At 38.2% G+C, this 16,548-nt stretch carries 20 protein-coding genes; 9 read left to right on the top strand and 11 right to left on the bottom strand.

The window, feature by feature from the left end; all coding sequences use genetic code 11:
* The 10 genes from OO775_RS12680 to OO775_RS12635 all read right to left on the bottom strand — a co-directional run bounded on the left by OO775_RS12680 (position 1) and on the right by OO775_RS12635 (position 7,504).
* A complete protein-coding gene (locus tag OO775_RS12680) occupies positions 1–174 on the bottom strand; it encodes a TonB-dependent receptor (protein ID WP_264847578.1) in 174 nt (57 codons plus the stop codon).
* Positions 175–226: 52 nt separating this feature from the next.
* Positions 227–1,585, bottom strand: a complete 1,359-nt coding sequence (gene accC / locus OO775_RS12675) for an acetyl-CoA carboxylase biotin carboxylase subunit (protein WP_264847577.1) — start codon at positions 1,583–1,585, stop codon at positions 227–229.
* Between the two features lie 41 nt (positions 1,586–1,626).
* The gene (accB, locus tag OO775_RS12670) at positions 1,627–2,118 is read right to left on the bottom strand and encodes an acetyl-CoA carboxylase biotin carboxyl carrier protein (RefSeq protein ID WP_264847576.1); all 492 of its coding nucleotides are present in this window, start codon (positions 2,116–2,118) and stop codon (positions 1,627–1,629) included.
* A gap of 62 nt (positions 2,119–2,180) precedes the next feature.
* Positions 2,181–3,170: a beta-ketoacyl-ACP synthase III gene (locus OO775_RS12665; protein ID WP_264847575.1), complete on the bottom strand. Its 990-nt coding sequence runs from the start codon at positions 3,168–3,170 to the stop codon at positions 2,181–2,183.
* A 141-nt stretch (positions 3,171–3,311) separates the two neighbouring features.
* On the bottom strand, positions 3,312–3,506 hold the full coding sequence (gene rpmF, locus OO775_RS12660; RefSeq protein ID WP_264847574.1) for a 50S ribosomal protein L32: 195 nt from the start codon (positions 3,504–3,506) through the stop codon (positions 3,312–3,314).
* A gap of 3 nt (positions 3,507–3,509) precedes the next feature.
* Entirely contained in the window at positions 3,510–4,061 is a 552-nt protein-coding gene (locus OO775_RS12655) for a YceD family protein (protein ID WP_264847573.1), read from the bottom strand.
* A gap of 160 nt (positions 4,062–4,221) precedes the next feature.
* Entirely contained in the window at positions 4,222–5,220 is a 999-nt protein-coding gene (locus OO775_RS12650; protein ID WP_264847572.1) for a vWA domain-containing protein, read from the bottom strand.
* Positions 5,221–5,268: 48 nt separating this feature from the next.
* The gene (locus OO775_RS12645) at positions 5,269–6,525 is read right to left on the bottom strand and encodes a sigma-54 interaction domain-containing protein (protein WP_373874584.1); all 1,257 of its coding nucleotides are present in this window, start codon (positions 6,523–6,525) and stop codon (positions 5,269–5,271) included.
* Positions 6,526–6,542: 17 nt separating this feature from the next.
* Positions 6,543–6,818: a hypothetical protein gene (locus OO775_RS12640; protein WP_264847570.1), complete on the bottom strand. Its 276-nt coding sequence runs from the start codon at positions 6,816–6,818 to the stop codon at positions 6,543–6,545.
* A 179-nt stretch (positions 6,819–6,997) separates the two neighbouring features.
* Positions 6,998–7,504, bottom strand: coding sequence for a hypothetical protein (locus OO775_RS12635; RefSeq protein ID WP_264847569.1), 507 nt, complete (start codon positions 7,502–7,504; stop codon positions 6,998–7,000).
* A 250-nt stretch (positions 7,505–7,754) separates the two neighbouring features.
* Here OO775_RS12635 and OO775_RS12630 point away from each other — a divergent pair, with 250 nt between their 5' ends.
* Positions 7,755–8,333, top strand: coding sequence for a DUF3109 family protein (locus OO775_RS12630; protein WP_264847568.1), 579 nt, complete (start codon positions 7,755–7,757; stop codon positions 8,331–8,333).
* Between the two features lie 265 nt (positions 8,334–8,598).
* On the top strand, positions 8,599–9,948 hold the full coding sequence (locus tag OO775_RS12625) for a Na(+)-translocating NADH-quinone reductase subunit A (protein WP_264847567.1): 1,350 nt from the start codon (positions 8,599–8,601) through the stop codon (positions 9,946–9,948).
* A 143-nt stretch (positions 9,949–10,091) separates the two neighbouring features.
* Here the strand turns inward: OO775_RS12625 and OO775_RS12620 are convergent, their stop codons facing one another.
* Positions 10,092–10,286 (bottom strand): hypothetical protein, encoded by a 195-nt coding sequence (locus tag OO775_RS12620; RefSeq protein WP_264847565.1) that lies wholly within the window; start codon positions 10,284–10,286, stop codon positions 10,092–10,094.
* A gap of 117 nt (positions 10,287–10,403) precedes the next feature.
* Between OO775_RS12620 and OO775_RS12615 the strand changes: the two genes are divergently transcribed.
* The 7 genes from OO775_RS12615 (at position 10,404) to OO775_RS12585 (ending at position 16,211) form a co-directional block, all read left to right on the top strand.
* Positions 10,404–11,135, top strand: a complete 732-nt coding sequence (locus OO775_RS12615; protein WP_264847564.1) for a DUF6261 family protein — start codon at positions 10,404–10,406, stop codon at positions 11,133–11,135.
* Between the two features lie 122 nt (positions 11,136–11,257).
* Entirely contained in the window at positions 11,258–12,478 is a 1,221-nt protein-coding gene (locus OO775_RS12610) for an NADH:ubiquinone reductase (Na(+)-transporting) subunit B (RefSeq protein WP_264847563.1), read from the top strand.
* Positions 12,479–12,480: 2 nt separating this feature from the next.
* Positions 12,481–13,215 carry a Na(+)-translocating NADH-quinone reductase subunit C gene (locus OO775_RS12605; RefSeq protein WP_264847562.1) on the top strand — a complete coding sequence of 245 codons (735 nt, stop codon included), beginning with the start codon at positions 12,481–12,483 and terminating at the stop codon, positions 13,213–13,215.
* Between the two features lie 4 nt (positions 13,216–13,219).
* The gene (locus tag OO775_RS12600) at positions 13,220–13,861 is read left to right on the top strand and encodes an NADH:ubiquinone reductase (Na(+)-transporting) subunit D (RefSeq protein WP_264847561.1); all 642 of its coding nucleotides are present in this window, start codon (positions 13,220–13,222) and stop codon (positions 13,859–13,861) included.
* A gap of 25 nt (positions 13,862–13,886) precedes the next feature.
* Positions 13,887–14,600 carry an NADH:ubiquinone reductase (Na(+)-transporting) subunit E gene (gene nqrE / locus OO775_RS12595; RefSeq protein ID WP_264847560.1) on the top strand — a complete coding sequence of 238 codons (714 nt, stop codon included), beginning with the start codon at positions 13,887–13,889 and terminating at the stop codon, positions 14,598–14,600.
* On the top strand, positions 14,600–15,913 hold the full coding sequence (gene nqrF, locus OO775_RS12590) for an NADH:ubiquinone reductase (Na(+)-transporting) subunit F (RefSeq protein ID WP_264847559.1): 1,314 nt from the start codon (positions 14,600–14,602) through the stop codon (positions 15,911–15,913). The genes nqrE and nqrF overlap by 1 nt, the downstream gene beginning before the upstream one ends.
* 73 nt (positions 15,914–15,986) lie before the next feature.
* Complete coding sequence (locus OO775_RS12585) at positions 15,987–16,211, top strand: hypothetical protein (RefSeq protein ID WP_264847558.1); 225 nt, start codon at positions 15,987–15,989, stop codon at positions 16,209–16,211.
* The last annotated feature ends 337 nt before the right edge of the window (positions 16,212–16,548 follow it).

Genomic DNA, 16,548 nt, shown 5'->3' with positions numbered 1-16,548 from the left:
TCAAAAAGAATACTGAATGTTTAGCGTAATATTTCTGCCCATTTGAGGAAAATTATTCCAATTGGCATAGGTCGAATAGTAATTATCAAATAAATTGTCAATACCAAGTTTTATATCTATTTTAGGATTAAGAATTTGATATTTTTTTTCGTTCAATACATTAAATAAAATCATCTTTTCAACAAAAAAAGAGAAGTCGTAAAACCTCTCTTTTTCTATATTTCTGCTATGAATTTTCTTCTATGGGGGGCTCCATGTGGAATGTTTCCATAAACTTGGTTGTATAATTACCTTCTACGTATGCAGGATTGTCCATAAGTTGTTTATGGAAAGGAATGGTTGTTTTTACCCCTTCGATAACAAACTCGTCCAAAGCACGTTTCATTTTGGCAATAGCCTCTTCGCGTGTTTGCGCTGTGGTGATGAGTTTGGCTATCATTGAATCATAGTTTGGCGGAATTGTATAACCATCATAAACGTGTGTATCTAAACGTACTCCGTGTCCTCCTGGGGCGTGGAAAGTTGTTATTTTCCCTGGTGAAGGTCGAAAATCATTATATGGGTCTTCAGCATTTATTCTACATTCAATAGAGTGTAGCTTTGGATAATAATTTTTCCCTGAAATAGGTATTCCAGCTGCTACCAGTATTTGTTCTCTAATTAAGTCATAATCAATAACTTGCTCTGTTATAGGATGCTCAACTTGAATACGCGTATTCATCTCCATAAAATAGAAATTGCGATGTTTATCTACCAAAAATTCTACGGTTCCAGCTCCTTCATATTTGATAAATTCAGCTGCTTTTACAGCTGCTTCTCCCATACGTTGGCGCAAATCATCTGTCATAAAAGGTGAAGGGGTTTCTTCTGTCAATTTTTGATGACGACGTTGTACCGAACAATCTCTTTCTGAAAGATGGCAAGCCTTACCATATTGATCCCCAACAATTTGTATTTCAATATGTCGTGGTTCTTCAATGAGTTTTTCCATATACATACCATCATTTCCAAAAGCAGCAGCAGCTTCTTGAGTAGCACTCTCAAAAGCTTTTTCAAGGTCTTCTTCCTTCCAAACGGCACGCATTCCTTTTCCTCCTCCCCCAGCTGTTGCCTTAAGCATTACGGGATATCCTATTTTTTTAGCTAATTTTTTAGCTTCTTCAACTCCACTTAAAAGCCCTTCAGAACCTGGTACAGTAGGAACTCCTGCTTCCTTCATCGTTGCTTTGGCAGTAGCTTTGTCGCCCATTTTTTCAATCATTTCAGCAGAAGCTCCAATAAATTTTATTCCGTGTTCAGCACAAATTTTTGAAAATTTTGCATTTTCTGAAAGAAATCCATACCCAGGGTGAATCGCATCTGCATTGGTTATTTCAGCAGCTGCAATAATGTTAGGTATTTTCAAATACGAATCTTTGCTCGCTGGAGGTCCTATACATACAGCCTCATCTGCAAAACGTACATGTAAGCTATCAGCATCAGCTGTAGAATATACAGCTACTGATTTTATTCCCATTTCACGACAAGTACGAATAACACGAAGTGCAATCTCTCCTCTATTAGCTATCAATATTTTTTTAAACATTGCTTTATTATTTTTATCATTAGACAATGTATCTATCTTCACTATGATGGGTCTACCAAAAATAAAGGCTGATCATATTCCACAGGAGAAGCATCATCAACCAATACTTTCACAATTTTACCTGAAACTTCTGATTCGATTTCGTTAAATAATTTCATTGCTTCAATCACACATAAAACTTGTCCTTTGTTTATACTATCTCCAACTTCTACAAACAAAGGTTTGTTTGGGGCAGGACGGCGATAGAAAGTTCCAATGATAGGTGATTTGATAGTTATATATTTACTATCATCTTCTTTAGGTATAGCTTGTACATTCGGTTCTGTTGTTGTTACTTGTTGTACAACTGGCGAAGTTACAACAGGTGCTATTCCTTGGCTAACAATAGGTTGTTGTACAAAAAGCGTTTCTGATTTTACTCCTTCGGGAGATGTTTTAATGGTAATTTTAACATCTTCCATTTCCAACTTTACTTCACTTGCACCTGATTTTGCAACGAAACGAATCAAATTTTGAATATCTCTTAAATCCATATAATAACGATTTTTAAGTTGTTGTTTCTCTTTTCTATATTATATTTTTTCTATTTTTTGGACTAATATGCCCATTTTAAATACAAAGCTCCCCAAGTAAAGCCTCCTCCAAATGTAGCAAAAATAAGGTTTTGTCCTTTTTTAAGTTGATTTTGATAATCTAAAAGAGCTAAAGGTAGGGTTGCAGCGGTTGTATTTCCATATTTATGAATATTAATCATAACTTTTTCTTCAGGAAGTTGCATTCGATGTGCTGTGGCATCTATAATGCGCTTGTTTGCCTGATGAGGCACGAGCCAATCAACATCATCTCCCGTAAGGCCATTGCGTTCCATTATTTTAAAAGATGCTTCTGCCATACTAAACACAGCATATTTGAAGACAGTTTTTCCATCTTGGAAAACATAATGTTGCTTATTTTTGATGGTTTCGAATGAAGGAGGAAGTAACGAACCTCCTGCTTCTATTTTCAGATATTCACGCCCTACGCCGTCACTAAACAATAATTCATCTTGCACACCCAATCCTTCATAATTAGGTTCAAAAAGTACAGCACCTGCTCCATCTCCAAAAATAATACAAGTAGCCCTATCCGTATAGTCTATAATAGAAGACATTTTGTCTGTTCCAACTAACAGAACTTTTTTATAGCGTCCTGATTCTATGTATTTTGCTGCGACAGACATTCCATACAAAAAACCAGAACAAGCTCCTTGTAAATCAAATGAAAAAGCATTGATTGCCCCAATTTGTGTAGCAATATAAGGTCCTGTAAGAGCCACAGGCATATCAGGAGTTGTTGTAGCACAAATCAACAAATCAATTTCTTGCGGGTCTATTCCTTTTTTCCGAATTAAATCTTGTACAGCTTGTATTCCCAAAAAAGAAGCTCCTTTGTTGGGGTCTTTTAGAATTCTTCGCTCTTTAATACCTGTACGTGTCATTATCCATTCATCATTTGTATCAACCATCGTTTCTAAAATAGAGTTAGTCAACACATAATCAGGAACATAACCTCCAATAGCTGTTATAGCGGCTGTAAGTTTAGTCATATTTTTAAATGCTATATTTTACACTTTTTAACTAAATGCTAAAAATAATGGTGCAAATTACTACTTTTTCAGGACATAGAGAAATTTTTTTCAAAAAAAAACTCTCACTTTTTTGTGAGAGAGTTCAATCGCTATAATTTCTTATGCCGTAGCCTCTGTTGTATCAATCAACACTTGTCCTCGGTAATATAACTTACCTTCAAACCAATGAGCTCTATGATACAAATGTACTTCTCCTGTAGTAGGGTCTTTTGCAAGTTGAGGAACAACTGCTTTATCGTGTGTTCTTCTCTTATCTCTTCGTGTTGAGGATTGTCTTCTCTTAGGATGTGCCATTTTTTATTTCTTTTTATTATTCAACAATTTTTTTAATTCATTCCAACGAGGGTCTATTTGACCATCTTCCATTATTTCTTCGTGTTCTTTAGGTGCTAATTTGTCTAATTGTTCAAGAATTTCAGGATGAAATATCCCCTCTTCAACACCAGGATGTACTCGCTTAGCAGGTATAGAAAGAACAATCATCTCATAAATGTACTGTGCTACATTTATGGTATGCTCTCCATTCGGAATAACAAGCAATTCTTCGTCTTGGTCGTTGTATTCTTCGCCAAACTTGACAACCAAATGAAGTTTTCCTTCGACAGGAAGGTCAAAAGGTTCATTGGTAATATCACAATTTACATTGACTTCACCTCGATTTTTAAAAGAAAGTTCGAGCAAATTACTCATTTTGTTCAACGTAATAGTTACTTTCTGGTGAATATCATTAAATTCTTGATAATCAAACAATTCAAAGAACGATTTGTCAATTTCATATTCAAACAAATGCTTGCCTTGTTTTAATCCTACGAACGAAATATCGTATTCTTTAAGTTTGCGATGTATCATTTGTTTTTGTTTTATCGACCTTCTCTTTTTGAGGGTGCAAAGATATGAAGAATTTACAAACAAACAAATTAAATTTAAAAAAAATCTTCAAACAATCTTTTTTTACACGTCATTTTGTTTATTTTCAATGCTAAAAAATTTCTGTAAATTAATTGTATGCTTATACAAAACTTCTAAAAATAGTATGGCGCAAGCCAAATTCTAACAAAAGAAAAACCATTGCAAGAATAACCCAAAAACGAAATTTTTCATCATATTGATAATATTTAAGTTCTTCTATTTTAGTCTTTTCGAGTTTATCTATTTCTTGATAAATTTGTTCCAATTTCTTATTATCTGTTGCACGAAAATATTTTCCTCCTGTAATCTTAGAAATTTCTTTCAGCAATTTTTCATCAATCTCAACTTTTGCCATTGCATACTGAAAAGAACCATCAGGATTGTAAGCCACCGGAGTTAGTGCCATTCCGTTGGTTCCCAGCCCAATTGTATAAACACGTACACCATACTCTTTGGCAAGCTCGGCTGCAGTTTGCGGTTCGATAAACCCCGAATTATTAACACCATCAGTCATTAAGATAACTACTTTGCTTTTCGATTTACTTTCTTTAAGTCGATTTACTGCCGTTGCTAATCCCATTCCGATAGCAGTTCCGTCTTCTACTTGTCCATAAGTAACTTCTTTAAGTGATTGCAAAATAATATTTTGATCGCTTGTTGCAGGAACTTTTGTATAGCTTTCTCCCGAATAAACAACCAATCCAATACGATCAGAACTACGGTCTTTGATAAACTGAGCAGCTACATTCTTTAATGCTTCTAATCGATTAGGTTTCAAATCTTTGGCTAACATACTTGATGAAACATCAATAGAAAGAACAATATCAATTCCTTCGGTTGATTTAATTTTAGTAGTTTCTGATGATGATTGTGGGCGTGCCAAAGCTATAATCAATGCTGAAATAGCCAAAATTCTAAGTACCAAAAGTATTGGTTTTAGTTTTATTCTCCAAGAACTTGTGCCTTGAAACCCTTTGGTTGATGAAAATAATACAGACGGATTTTCTCTATGCTTTCTAACCCATAACCAAATCGTAATAAATGGTACGATTAGAAATAACCAAAAAAATTCTGGATTTACAAATGTCTCTTTTATCATTGATATTTGATTTATTTACTAAACATATACTATATTTTTATTTATTTTCTATTCCAAATCATATTGTTTGATTTTACGATAAAGTGTTCTTTCAGAAATGCCAAGTTCATTAGCTGCTTCTTTTCGTCTACCTTTATGTCTATCAAGTGCTTTTTTAATAAGTTCTAATTCTTTATCTTGCAAAGAAATAGGCTCTTCAATGGCTTCTTCGGCATAATCATAATTGGCTTTAGCAGGTCGAATTGTAGTTATTTTTTCAGAAGGAATAATGGTCATTTCGTTTGTTGAAGTTGATTCTTGGGGTGAGAAAGCAAAATCTTCCTTACCATATATTTTATGAATGAGTGTTTGGGTTTCTTTTCGTGTGTCAGAAGCTATTCCTTCTTGTAACAAACTCAAAGTAAGGCTTTTCAAATCATTTATATCGTTTTTCATATCGAAAAGAACCTTGTACAAAATTTCCCTTTCGGAAGCAAAATCACTTTCCGACTTACTCTGTTGTAACGAAATAGGAAGACTAGCATTTATTTCGGGTAAATATTCTTTAAGTGTTTCAGCTGAAATTTCTCGGTTTTGTTCCAAAACAGAAATTTGTTCAGCAACATTTCTTAGTTGGCGAATGTTACCTTTCCACCGATAATTTATTAGCAAATGAATGCCACTTTCGGTAAGATGAATAGCAGGCATTCGATATTTTTGAGCAAAATCAGAGGCAAATTTACGAAATAACAAATGAATATCATCTTTTCGTTCCCTCAGTGGAGGCAAATGAATCTCTACCGTACTTAATCGATAATACAAATCTTCTCTGAAACGTCCTTTTTTTATGGCTTCAAACATATTAACATTGGTTGCTGCTACAATTCGTACATTAGTTTTCTGTACCACAGAAGAACCTACTTTGATAAACTCACCATTTTCCAAAACTCGAAGCAAGCGAACCTGCGTAGTTAGTGGTAACTCTCCTACTTCGTCCAAGAAGATTGTTCCCCCGTTGGCTTCTTCAAAATAACCGCTTCGTGTAGCTGTTGCCCCTGTGAAAGCTCCCTTTTCGTGTCCAAAAAGCTCTGAATCAATTGTCCCTTCTGGAATAGCTCCACAATTGACTGCTATGTATTTTCCGTGTTTTCTATTTGATAAAGAATGAATAATTCGCGGTATTGCTTCCTTACCCACTCCGCTTTCTCCTGTAACCAATACTGAAATATCTGTAGGTGCTACGATAATTGCTTTTTCGATAGCAATATTAAGCTTAGGGTCATTCCCAATAATTCCAAAGCGTTGTTTTATTGTTTGTATCTCCATTATATTATTGTATCGTATTATTTTTTGAAAAAGGTATGGGTATATTGCCAAAGGGCAATGACGAAAACGACCGTCAGAAAGGCGACAGCTACCGCTGCATAGTACCAGAAACCGTTGGTAACGGTACTATGAGGGTCGAACACAGGACGGAGATATTCCGTCAGAAACATAAACACAAATACTGCCGGAAACATCATGGCAATATTCAACAGGGCAGAAAAAACAATTCTTTCTGCCAGCGAGTGCGCCCCTTTTTTCGAAAGGGCAAAACAGTTCTGAAAATAATTAAGCATTGTATGATATATTTTTATTAGTTGTTATTTAGGTGTTGAGTATCGAGGAAACAATTTCCCATGTAGGGAAAACGATTTTCCATTATTATCATATTTTTATTGTATTTTATTATGGCGAACCATTCCATATTATCGGGCGAAAAATTTTTCGTCCCAACAACCTAACATCCAACACCTGATTAACATTTCTTTCTTACGGCTGTTACTATTGCTACAACCGTCCAATGACCTTCGGAGTCTGCATATTCCTTTCGCCATCTGAAGGTATCGGCGGTTATATCTGAAAAGATGTAGCGCATCTTCCCTTCGCTGTTTTCAGTCAGTACGACTTCTTCGTCCGATTTTACTGCCGTCAGACGAAAGGCACTACCCGTACATCCGTAGAAAATATCCCACATCGTTGTCTTGGGATTGTATATACGCAACGTGGTACCGTATTCGGCATCAGTCTGCGGATTTTTCAACCGCTCCGCACGTGAGGGTACGATAAACAAATCCTGAACGGCTGTCCCCTCCAATATCCACGAAAATATCCATTCGCCTTTTATACGTCTGGGTACGTCATCTTCCAGATGATCGTTCCATTCAATATCCCATTCTCCTGTTAAACCTCCGAAGTAATCGTATGCTTCGGGTATCTTCTCACTTCTGTTGTTGCTCCAAAGAGCTTCTGCAAATGATTTCATCGTATTATTATAATTTCGATTAGTTCAGCGATATTCTTTTATTTTACACACCTCGTAGCCACATACGACGCGATATTGTGTTCGTGCAATATGACAAAATGATATTTTTTTGAAAAAGCAAAATTACAAAAACTTTTAGTTCGGTTGTTATTCTTTGATTTTTTTTCTGAAAAATATTGGCAAAACTATATTTTTTGAGAAACTTTCACCAAAGATTTTGTCATCAAATATAAAATTGTACCTTTGCCCTATGATACAAATTGATGAAACAATTATTTCGGAAGACATCTTAGATTACGACTTTGTCTGTAATCTAACTGCTTGTAAAGGAGCTTGTTGTATAGAAGGTGATGCAGGTGCTCCCATTGACCAAGAAGAACTTCCTATTTTGGAAACTATTTACCCCGTTGTAAAACCTTATTTGACAGAAAAAGGAGCTGAATCTATCGAAAAACAAGGAGTTTATATAAAAGGTGAAGACGGAGAGTGGGAAACGCCACTTATTGATGGAGGTGAATGTGCTTATGTAATCCGTAACGAAAATCAAACTGCCTTATGTGCCATCGAACAAGCTTATAATGATGGGAAAATTGATTGGAAAAAACCTATTTCTTGCCATTTGTATCCTATTCGGTTGCATACTTATTCTTCTTTTACGGCGGTTAATTACGACCGATGGAATATTTGTAATGATGCCTGTGTATTAGGGAAAAAGTTACAAATTCCTATTTACAAATTTGTCAAAGAGGCACTTGTTCGCAGGTTTGGCAAAGAATGGTATGCACAACTTGAAGAAGCCAAGCGTCTTTTAGACAATCCCGACCTGTGATATACCTAAAACTATCTTTTGAATAATTTATTCATATGGTGCTTTGTAAGGATATACAATTCTTGGCTGATTAAATAATTTATAATTGTTCTAAATTTTGATATTCGCTTTTTTATCAGACATTTTTCTCTTAAATAACTAAGGTAAATCAACAAAAAAGTGTAATTTTGCGCCAAAAATTTCATGACAAATCTTTTCTTTAGTAAAGATTTTCATAGTATATTTGTGCCGAATTTTAATAAAACTAACTAACAATTTTACAGATATGTCAAACGACATCCGCATTCGAAAAGGGTTGGACATACGTTTAGAAGGAGAGGCTGACAAGACTACAAAACAGCTCCCACTGGCCAAAACGTATGCCATAAAACCCGATGATTTTCATAGAATCATCCCTAAACTTATGGTAAGAGAGGGTAGTGAAGTGAAAGCAGGCGAGGCGCTTTTTCATTCCAAAAGTGATGAGCGTATTTTGTTCCCATCTCCCGTTAGTGGGAAGGTAGCAGAGATTGTACGAGGCGAGAGAAGACGGATTTTGGAAATCCGTATCGAGGCTAACGGACAAGAGTTCAAAGACTTCGGAAAGAAAAACGTGCAGGATTTATCCGCTGAACAAATCAAAGAACACTTACTGGTTGCCGGGTGTTGGCCGTTTATCAAACAGCGTCCTTATGACGTAATTGCCAACCCTGATGACAAGCCCAAGGCTATCTTTGTTTCAGCGTGTAAAACCAATCCTCTTGCTCCTGACTATGACTATACCCTCAAAGGTAAAGAACCTCAGTTACAAGCTGCCGTTTCGGCATTGGCTAAACTGACAACAGGAAAAGTACACGTTTCGGTGTTCAAAGACAGCTCTTTGTCGCCAATGCGTAACCTGAAAGACATCACACTTCATAACGTCTCAGGTCCGCACCCTGCTGGTAACGTAAGTACGCAAATCGCTCACATCAGTCCTATCAACAAGGGCGAAGTGGTATGGGTGGTTACTCCGCAAGACTTGCTCGTTATCGGGGAGCTTTTCCTATCGGGACACCTGAATATTACCCGCACATTGGCACTGACGGGCTCTCGCATCGACAAACCACACTACGTTTCGGTAGTCGCAGGGGCTCAAATCAGCAGTATTGTTAGTGGAAATATCAAAGTGAGCAATACACGCATCATCAGTGGTGATGTACTTACGGGCAAGAAAGTATCCGAAGCCGATTTCTTAGGGTATTACGATGACCAAATTACCGCAATTCCCGAAGGAAACGATTACGAACTATTCGGCTGGAACAAACCTATCTTCGACAAAATTTCTCCGACACGGGCATTGACGTTCTCGTGGCTCAATCCGAAGAAAAAATACGACCTGAACACCAATACCAATGGAGAGCATCGTGCTTTTGTGATGACAGGCATCTACGAAGAGGTATTCCCGTTGGATATTTATCCGATGCAGCTTTTGAAGGCGTGTTTGTACAAAGACTTGGACGAGCTTGAAAACTTGGGGGCTTACGAGATTGCTCCTGAGGACTTCGCTTTGACCGAGTTCGTTTGTATTTCCAAACAGCCACATCAGAAAATTATCCGTCAAGGATTGGATTTGATGATTCAAGAGTTGGGATAGAGGGCGTTGATATATTTTTCTGTGGAAAATAATGGCTCTTATGTGCTGACGGAAATCAGATGAATGGCTTTTCCGACAGAAATATAAAAGTTCATACACATATTTAGATTATAAAAGGTAGTAAGGCCATTTGTTATGTGAGATTATCCAATGCCGATGGTTAGTTTTGGTGAAGCAAACAGCGAATTTGTTACGCTGAGCGAAGTCGAAGCAAGGGTAAAATAGAATATAAATGGTGAAAAATCCCTAAAAAAGAGAAAAAACGAATCGAAATTTGTTCCGAAACGTGTTTTCAGCCTTGCAAATGCCTTTCGGGAACTTCCGAAGTGTATTTTCATCGTTGTAAATGGCTTTCGGGGCAGTCCGAAGGTGATTTTCTGACCAAAAAGGGCTTTTCGGGAGAATTTTTTAGAGATTACTACATTGGTTTTGTCAATAAATAAAAATTTTATACGATGAAAAAGATTGATTTATCAAGGTTGCAGAATTCCGAACATCTGGCACTAATGTCCGATATGCTTAATTTGCTTTCCGAAGCGAATTTAGAGCCGTTGAACAAGCTAAAAGAGGCTTTTGAATTGCAAATTACACAATCGAAAGAGGCTCAAAAGCTCATCAAAAAGAGCGAACGCACACAAGAGTTGCTGATTTTAGATGGCAAACGCGATGATTTGTACAGAGGTTTGGTGCTTCGGGTACAATCGGAAGTGTTTTCTTTTGACCAAGATTCGCAAAAAGCCGCTGAAAAGTTGCAAATAGTGATAGATACATATGGGAATTTTACCAGAGGTAACTATCAGAAGGAAACCACCGATATTCAGAATTTCATCGCCGAGTTGCGTTCGGAAAAATACCTTGCTTCGGTGCAAAAAATCGGCTTGGAGCAATGGCTCAATTGGCTTGAAACTGCCAACAATACGTTTCACACCGAGTACACCACACGGCGTGATGAGTATGCTGAGCAACCTGCCTATGATATGAAGAGTATCCGTAAGAATTTAGATGCTTCCTTTAAGCAAATCCAGCAAACGGCTACCGCATTGGAGGTATTACAACCCAGCGAGGCATTGAAAGTTTTTATGGCAAAACTAAACGCTTCGCTCGGCAAATGGAAAGATACCATTGCACAGCGAGACGGAAAAAAATCCGCAGAGAAATCGGCACCGACCGATAAGTCTGCAAGTTAGCGAATAGGAGTTAGCAAACAGTGGAAAGTAAATAGCCACGGAGATAATACTATTGTGTTAAATCCTAAGAGCTATACGCTATACGCTGCTTCCTACCCACTAATGACTAAAATTTATTAAAAATGAGTTTAAAAAGTAAGTTACATTTGTTAAAAGAAAAGTATAAAGGTACTAAGATGGAGACAACCTTTAACGCCCTCCATACGTTCCTTTATACGCCTAATGAGGTTACCCACGGGGGAACGCACATTAAGGCAGCTGATGACCTCAAACGTACGATGAATACCGTAATTATGGCACTAATTCCGTGCCTTATCTTCGGGATATTCAACACGGGATATCAGCACTACGTAGCCACTGGCGAAATAGCAGGTACACCAGGTTTGGGCTTCTTTAATCCTGAATTTTGGACGTGGGCAAACTTCTCACTCGGAGCGATAAAAATCCTTCCGCTGGTGGTGGTTTCTTATGTTGTAGGATTGGGAATTGAGTTTATCTTCGCTACTATCAAAGGACACGAAGTAGAAGAAGGGTACTTGGTAACGGGAATGCTCGTACCGCTTATCGTACCGGTAGATATTCCGCTGTGGATGCTTGCCATTGCGGTAGTTTTCGGGGTGATAATCGGTAAAGAGGTTTTCGGAGGAACGGGAATGAATATCCTGAACCCTGCACTAACTATCCGTGCATTCTTATTCTTTGCCTACCCGACGTCAATGAGTGGCGATAAGATTTGGGTAGAAGGTGCTGTGGCTCGTGCCAGAGAAATCGCTTCGGGAGCTCAGTTAGACGCCATTTCGGGCGAAACTGTATTAGGGCATTTGGCACAAGGACAAACCGAGACCTACCCTTGGACAGATTTGTTCTTCGGATTTATCCCAGGTTCTGTGGGCGAAACATCAACATTATTGATTTTCTTGGCAGGTTTGTTCCTTATTTTCACTAAAATCGGAAGCTGGCGAATTATGCTAAGTATGGTGCTTGGTGGTTTGGTAATGGGAAGTATTTTCAATGCCTTAGCACCTTCAATGGAAGGAACGCAGTTCTTTGCCTTGTGGAGCTTGCCAGCGTGGCAACATCTGCTCATCGGTGGTTTTGCCTTCGGTACGGTATTTATGGCGACAGACCCCGTAACGGCTTCGCAAACCAATACAGGGAAATACATCTACGGATTTTTGGCAGGTTTCATTTCGATAATGATTCGTTGTTTCAATCCTGCGTATCCCGAGGGTGTGATGTTGGCTATCTTATTGATGAACGTATTTGCTCCGACCATCGACCATTACGTGGTTCAGGCAAATGTAGCCAGAAGAAAAAAACGTTTAAAAGCTAAAACCGTATAGATATGTCAAACAGAACTGAAAGTAATTCATATACAGTGATTTTTACCATTGTTATGGTAGTAATCGTAGGGGCATTACTCGCGGGGATTGCCACTGCATTGAGCGATAGAATTAGTGAGAACCGTAAGTTTGAAAAACAACAGAACGTTCTCTATGCTATGGGCGTGAATCGTAATAAAAACACCAACTTGGGTGAGGGCGACGTAACTTTCGTGCCTACAACCGAGGTCAAAGCCGAGTTTAACAAGTATATCAAAAAGCAAGTTGTTATCGAAAACGGACAGGCTACTGAAAGAAACTTGATTGAAAATCCGCTTAGCAAAGACGAAACGGGCTTACCGCTATTTGTGGGTGAACGCAACGGCAAGACGTTCTACATCATTCCTGTTTCGGGCAAAGGACTTTGGGACGCTATCTGGGGCTATGTAGCTGTGGATAAAAACTTAATCGTACAGGGCGTTTTCTTCGACCATAAAGGGGAAACGGCTGGTTTGGGGTCAAACATCAAGGAGCGTTTCTATATGGACGACTTCATTGGGGAGCATCTGCTGGACGCTTCTGGGCATTTCCAAAGTGTGGAAGGTTCAAAGTCTAACGCCGACCCTGAGAACAAACGTAAAGAAGACGGAAAGATTGACGCCATCGCAGGAGCTACCCTTACCGTAAACGGCGTGAACGAAATGATTCAGCGAGGTGTAGGGGCGTATGTTAATTATATTAAAAACTTAAACGAATAATAATATGGGACTATCAAAAAAAGACGCTAAATTAGTTACTGACCCACTATGGGATAACAACCCGATTACGGTTCAGGTATTGGGAATTTGTTCTGCATTAGCGATTACGGCACAGCTCAATGCTGCTATTGTTATGGGATTGTCCGTAATATTTGTATTAAGTGTGGGGAACGTGGTGATTTCGTTAATCCGTAACATCATTCCTTCCAAAATCAGAATTATCGTGCAGCTGATCGTAGCGGCAGCGTTGGTAATCGTGGTAGATCAGGTGTTGAAAGCCTTTTCGTACGAACTTAGTAAGCAGCTATCGGTATTTGTAGGGCTTATCATCACCAACTGTATCATTATGGGACGTTTCGAGGCGTTTGCTTTGGGGAATACCCCTTGGAAATCGTTTTTAGACGGAGTTGGTAACGGAGGCGGCTATGCGTTGGCACTTATCATCGTGGCATTTTTCCGTGAGCTTTTAGGTTCGGGAACGCTTCTTGGTTTCCAAGTATTGGGCGACCCTATCAAGAAAACAGGATTGTATGCTTTGGGTTATGAGAACAACGGTTTTATGCTATTAGCACCGATGGCTCTTATCACTTACGGAATCGTGATTTGGGTACAGCGTTCACGTAACAAGTCGCTTATCGAAGAATAATCATTAACCTTTATAAAGATTAGAAATGGAATATATTGAATTAATATTTAAGTCGATCTTCGTAGATAATATGGTATTCGCTACCTTTTTGGGTATGTGTTCTTACCTTGCGGTATCTAAAAAAGTATCGACAGCAGTGGGTCTGGGAGCAGCGGTTATCTTCGTATTGGCAGTAACTGTACCGATGAACTGGGTGCTTAACGAGTATCTACTTAAAGAAGGAGCGTTGGGCTGGTTAGGCGAGGAGTACAAAAGCTATGATTTGAGCTTCTTGACTTATATTTTGTTCATTGCCACAGTAGCTACGATGGTTCAGTTGGTTGAAATTATTGTAGAGAAATTCGCTCCTGCGTTATATAACTCTTTGGGTATTTTCTTACCTCTGATAGCTGTAAACTGTGCTATTTTGGGAGGGTCTCTTTTTATGCAATCACGTGAAATTCCTACTATTGGTTTAGCGGCTACGTATGGTTTGGCATCAGGAATAGGTTGGTTCTTAGCCATCGTTGCTATTGCTGCCATTCGTGAGAAAATCCGTTACTCAAACGTACCAGCACCGCTTCGTGGATTGGGAATTACCTTTATCATCACGGGGCTTATGGCTATCGGATTTATGAGTTTCGGTGGTATGCTAACAGGAGGTTCTAAAAAAGCAGAAGAGGACAAAGCCAATGCCGTTATAGAACACAAAGTTGAAAAAACAGAAAAATTAGCCAATAACACAAAAGAAATTAAGTAATGATATTATCAAGTAGTATATTTGGAACAGTAACAGTAACGGTGATTGCTTTGCTTGTGATTACCATATTGTTAGTAGCTCTTTTGTTGGTTGTAAAGCAGAAATTAGCTCCGTCAGGGCCAGTTAAGATTACGATTAACAAAGAAAAAGTAATTGAAGTTCCTTCTGGGGCGTCATTGCTTTCTACCTTAGGGAATCAGAAGATATTTTTGCCATCGGCTTGTGGTGGTGGGGGTTCGTGTATTCAGTGCGAGTGCCACGTACTTTCGGGAGGTGGAGAGGCATTGCCTACCGAAACGCCACACTTCACCAAAAAAGAGCTGAAAGAGGGAGCTCGTTTGGCTTGTCAGGTGAAAGTAAAACAAGATATGGAAATCTCAATTCCAGAAGAGGTTTTCGGTATCAAAAAGTGGGAAGCCGTAGTGGTACGTAACTATAATGTGGCGTCGTTCATTAAAGAATTTGTAGTGGAAATCCCCGAAGATATGGATTACAAACCAGGGGGATACATCCAGATTGAAATTCCGCCGTGCGAGATTAAATATTCCGATATTGACATCACCGCACACCCAGCGGAACACCCAGGAGAGCCTGACAAATTCAAAATGGAATGGGATAAATTTAACCTTTGGCCTTTGGTAATGAAAAACGGAGAAACGGTAGAACGTGCTTACTCAATGGCTTCATATCCAGCCGAAGGACGCGAGATTATGCTGAACGTGCGTATTGCGACTCCGCCTTGGGACAGAGCTAAAAACGGCTGGATGAACGTAAATCCAGGGGTTGCTTCGTCATATATTTTCTCTCGTAAGAAAGGAGACAAAGTAGTGATTTCAGGGCCTTACGGAGAATTCTTCATCAACGAGTCCAATGCAGAAATGCTGTATGTAGGTGGGGGAGCAGGTATGGCTCCGATGCGTTCGCATTTGTATCATTTGTTCAAAACCTTACGTACCAACCGCAAGGTAACGTACTGGTACGGAGGGCGTTCAAAACGTGAGTTGTTCTACTTGGAGCATTTCCGTGAATTGGAGCGTGAGTTCCCGAACTTTAAGTTCTTCGTGGTACTTTCAGAGCCGCTTCCTGAGGACAATTGGAAAGAGAAGAAAGATATTCACGATACTGAGGGCGACGGATTCACAGGATTCGTTCACAACGCAGTGATTGAGCAATACCTGAAAAAACACGACGCTCCTGAGGATATCGAACTTTACTTCTGTGGGCCACCGATGATGAATAAAGCAGTTCAGAAAATGGGTCAAGACTTCGGTCTGCCAGATGAAAATATTCGCTTCGATGACTTCGGAGGATAGTAATAAAACTCAAAAAATCCTTTCTATAATAGAGAGGATTTTTTTAATAATAAAAAATTTAATTTATATAAAGATGAAATATATAATTTTACAAGTGGCTTTTCTTTTATTTACAGCAATAACTTTTGGTCAGAATGTTAGTTTTATGATATTGAAAGATAAAACAAAAGTTGATAGATATGGAGTTGTTATCCTAAAAGTAATGGTTAAAAATAAATCAAATGAAGCGATTACCATTTTTAAACCTGCCGAAGACAATGACTTTTTCTCTGGCTATGATAAAATAGATTTATCGTAGGAAGATTTAACTTGGAAAACGGCTTTACAAAATCAAAAAGGAGTTTATTTATTAACAGATACTTCCATCGGATACGCTCAAATTTTAAAAAATTTTTCTTCTTAGAATCGATAATTTGTTAAAAATTCCAGCAAAATCAAATGTTATAATAACAGTAGATGGAAATAATAATACTAATATATTATTGCAATTCGAAAAAATTTAAAGTAAAACTAATTTATAATGTTATTGATTTTATCAAAAATAAAAAAGACTCAACAACCGAATAACGCTCTGTTATAGAAAAACTTACTCCTATTCGAAATAGAAAGTAAGAAAGAATACACACCATTAAAAA

The sequence above is a fragment of the Capnocytophaga catalasegens genome (genome assembly GCF_026005215.1).
Taxonomy (GTDB): Bacteria; Bacteroidota; Bacteroidia; order Flavobacteriales; family Flavobacteriaceae; genus Capnocytophaga; species Capnocytophaga catalasegens.
The sequence above is the reverse complement of the archived record's forward strand: the minus strand, read 5'-3'. Positions and strand labels throughout refer to the sequence as shown.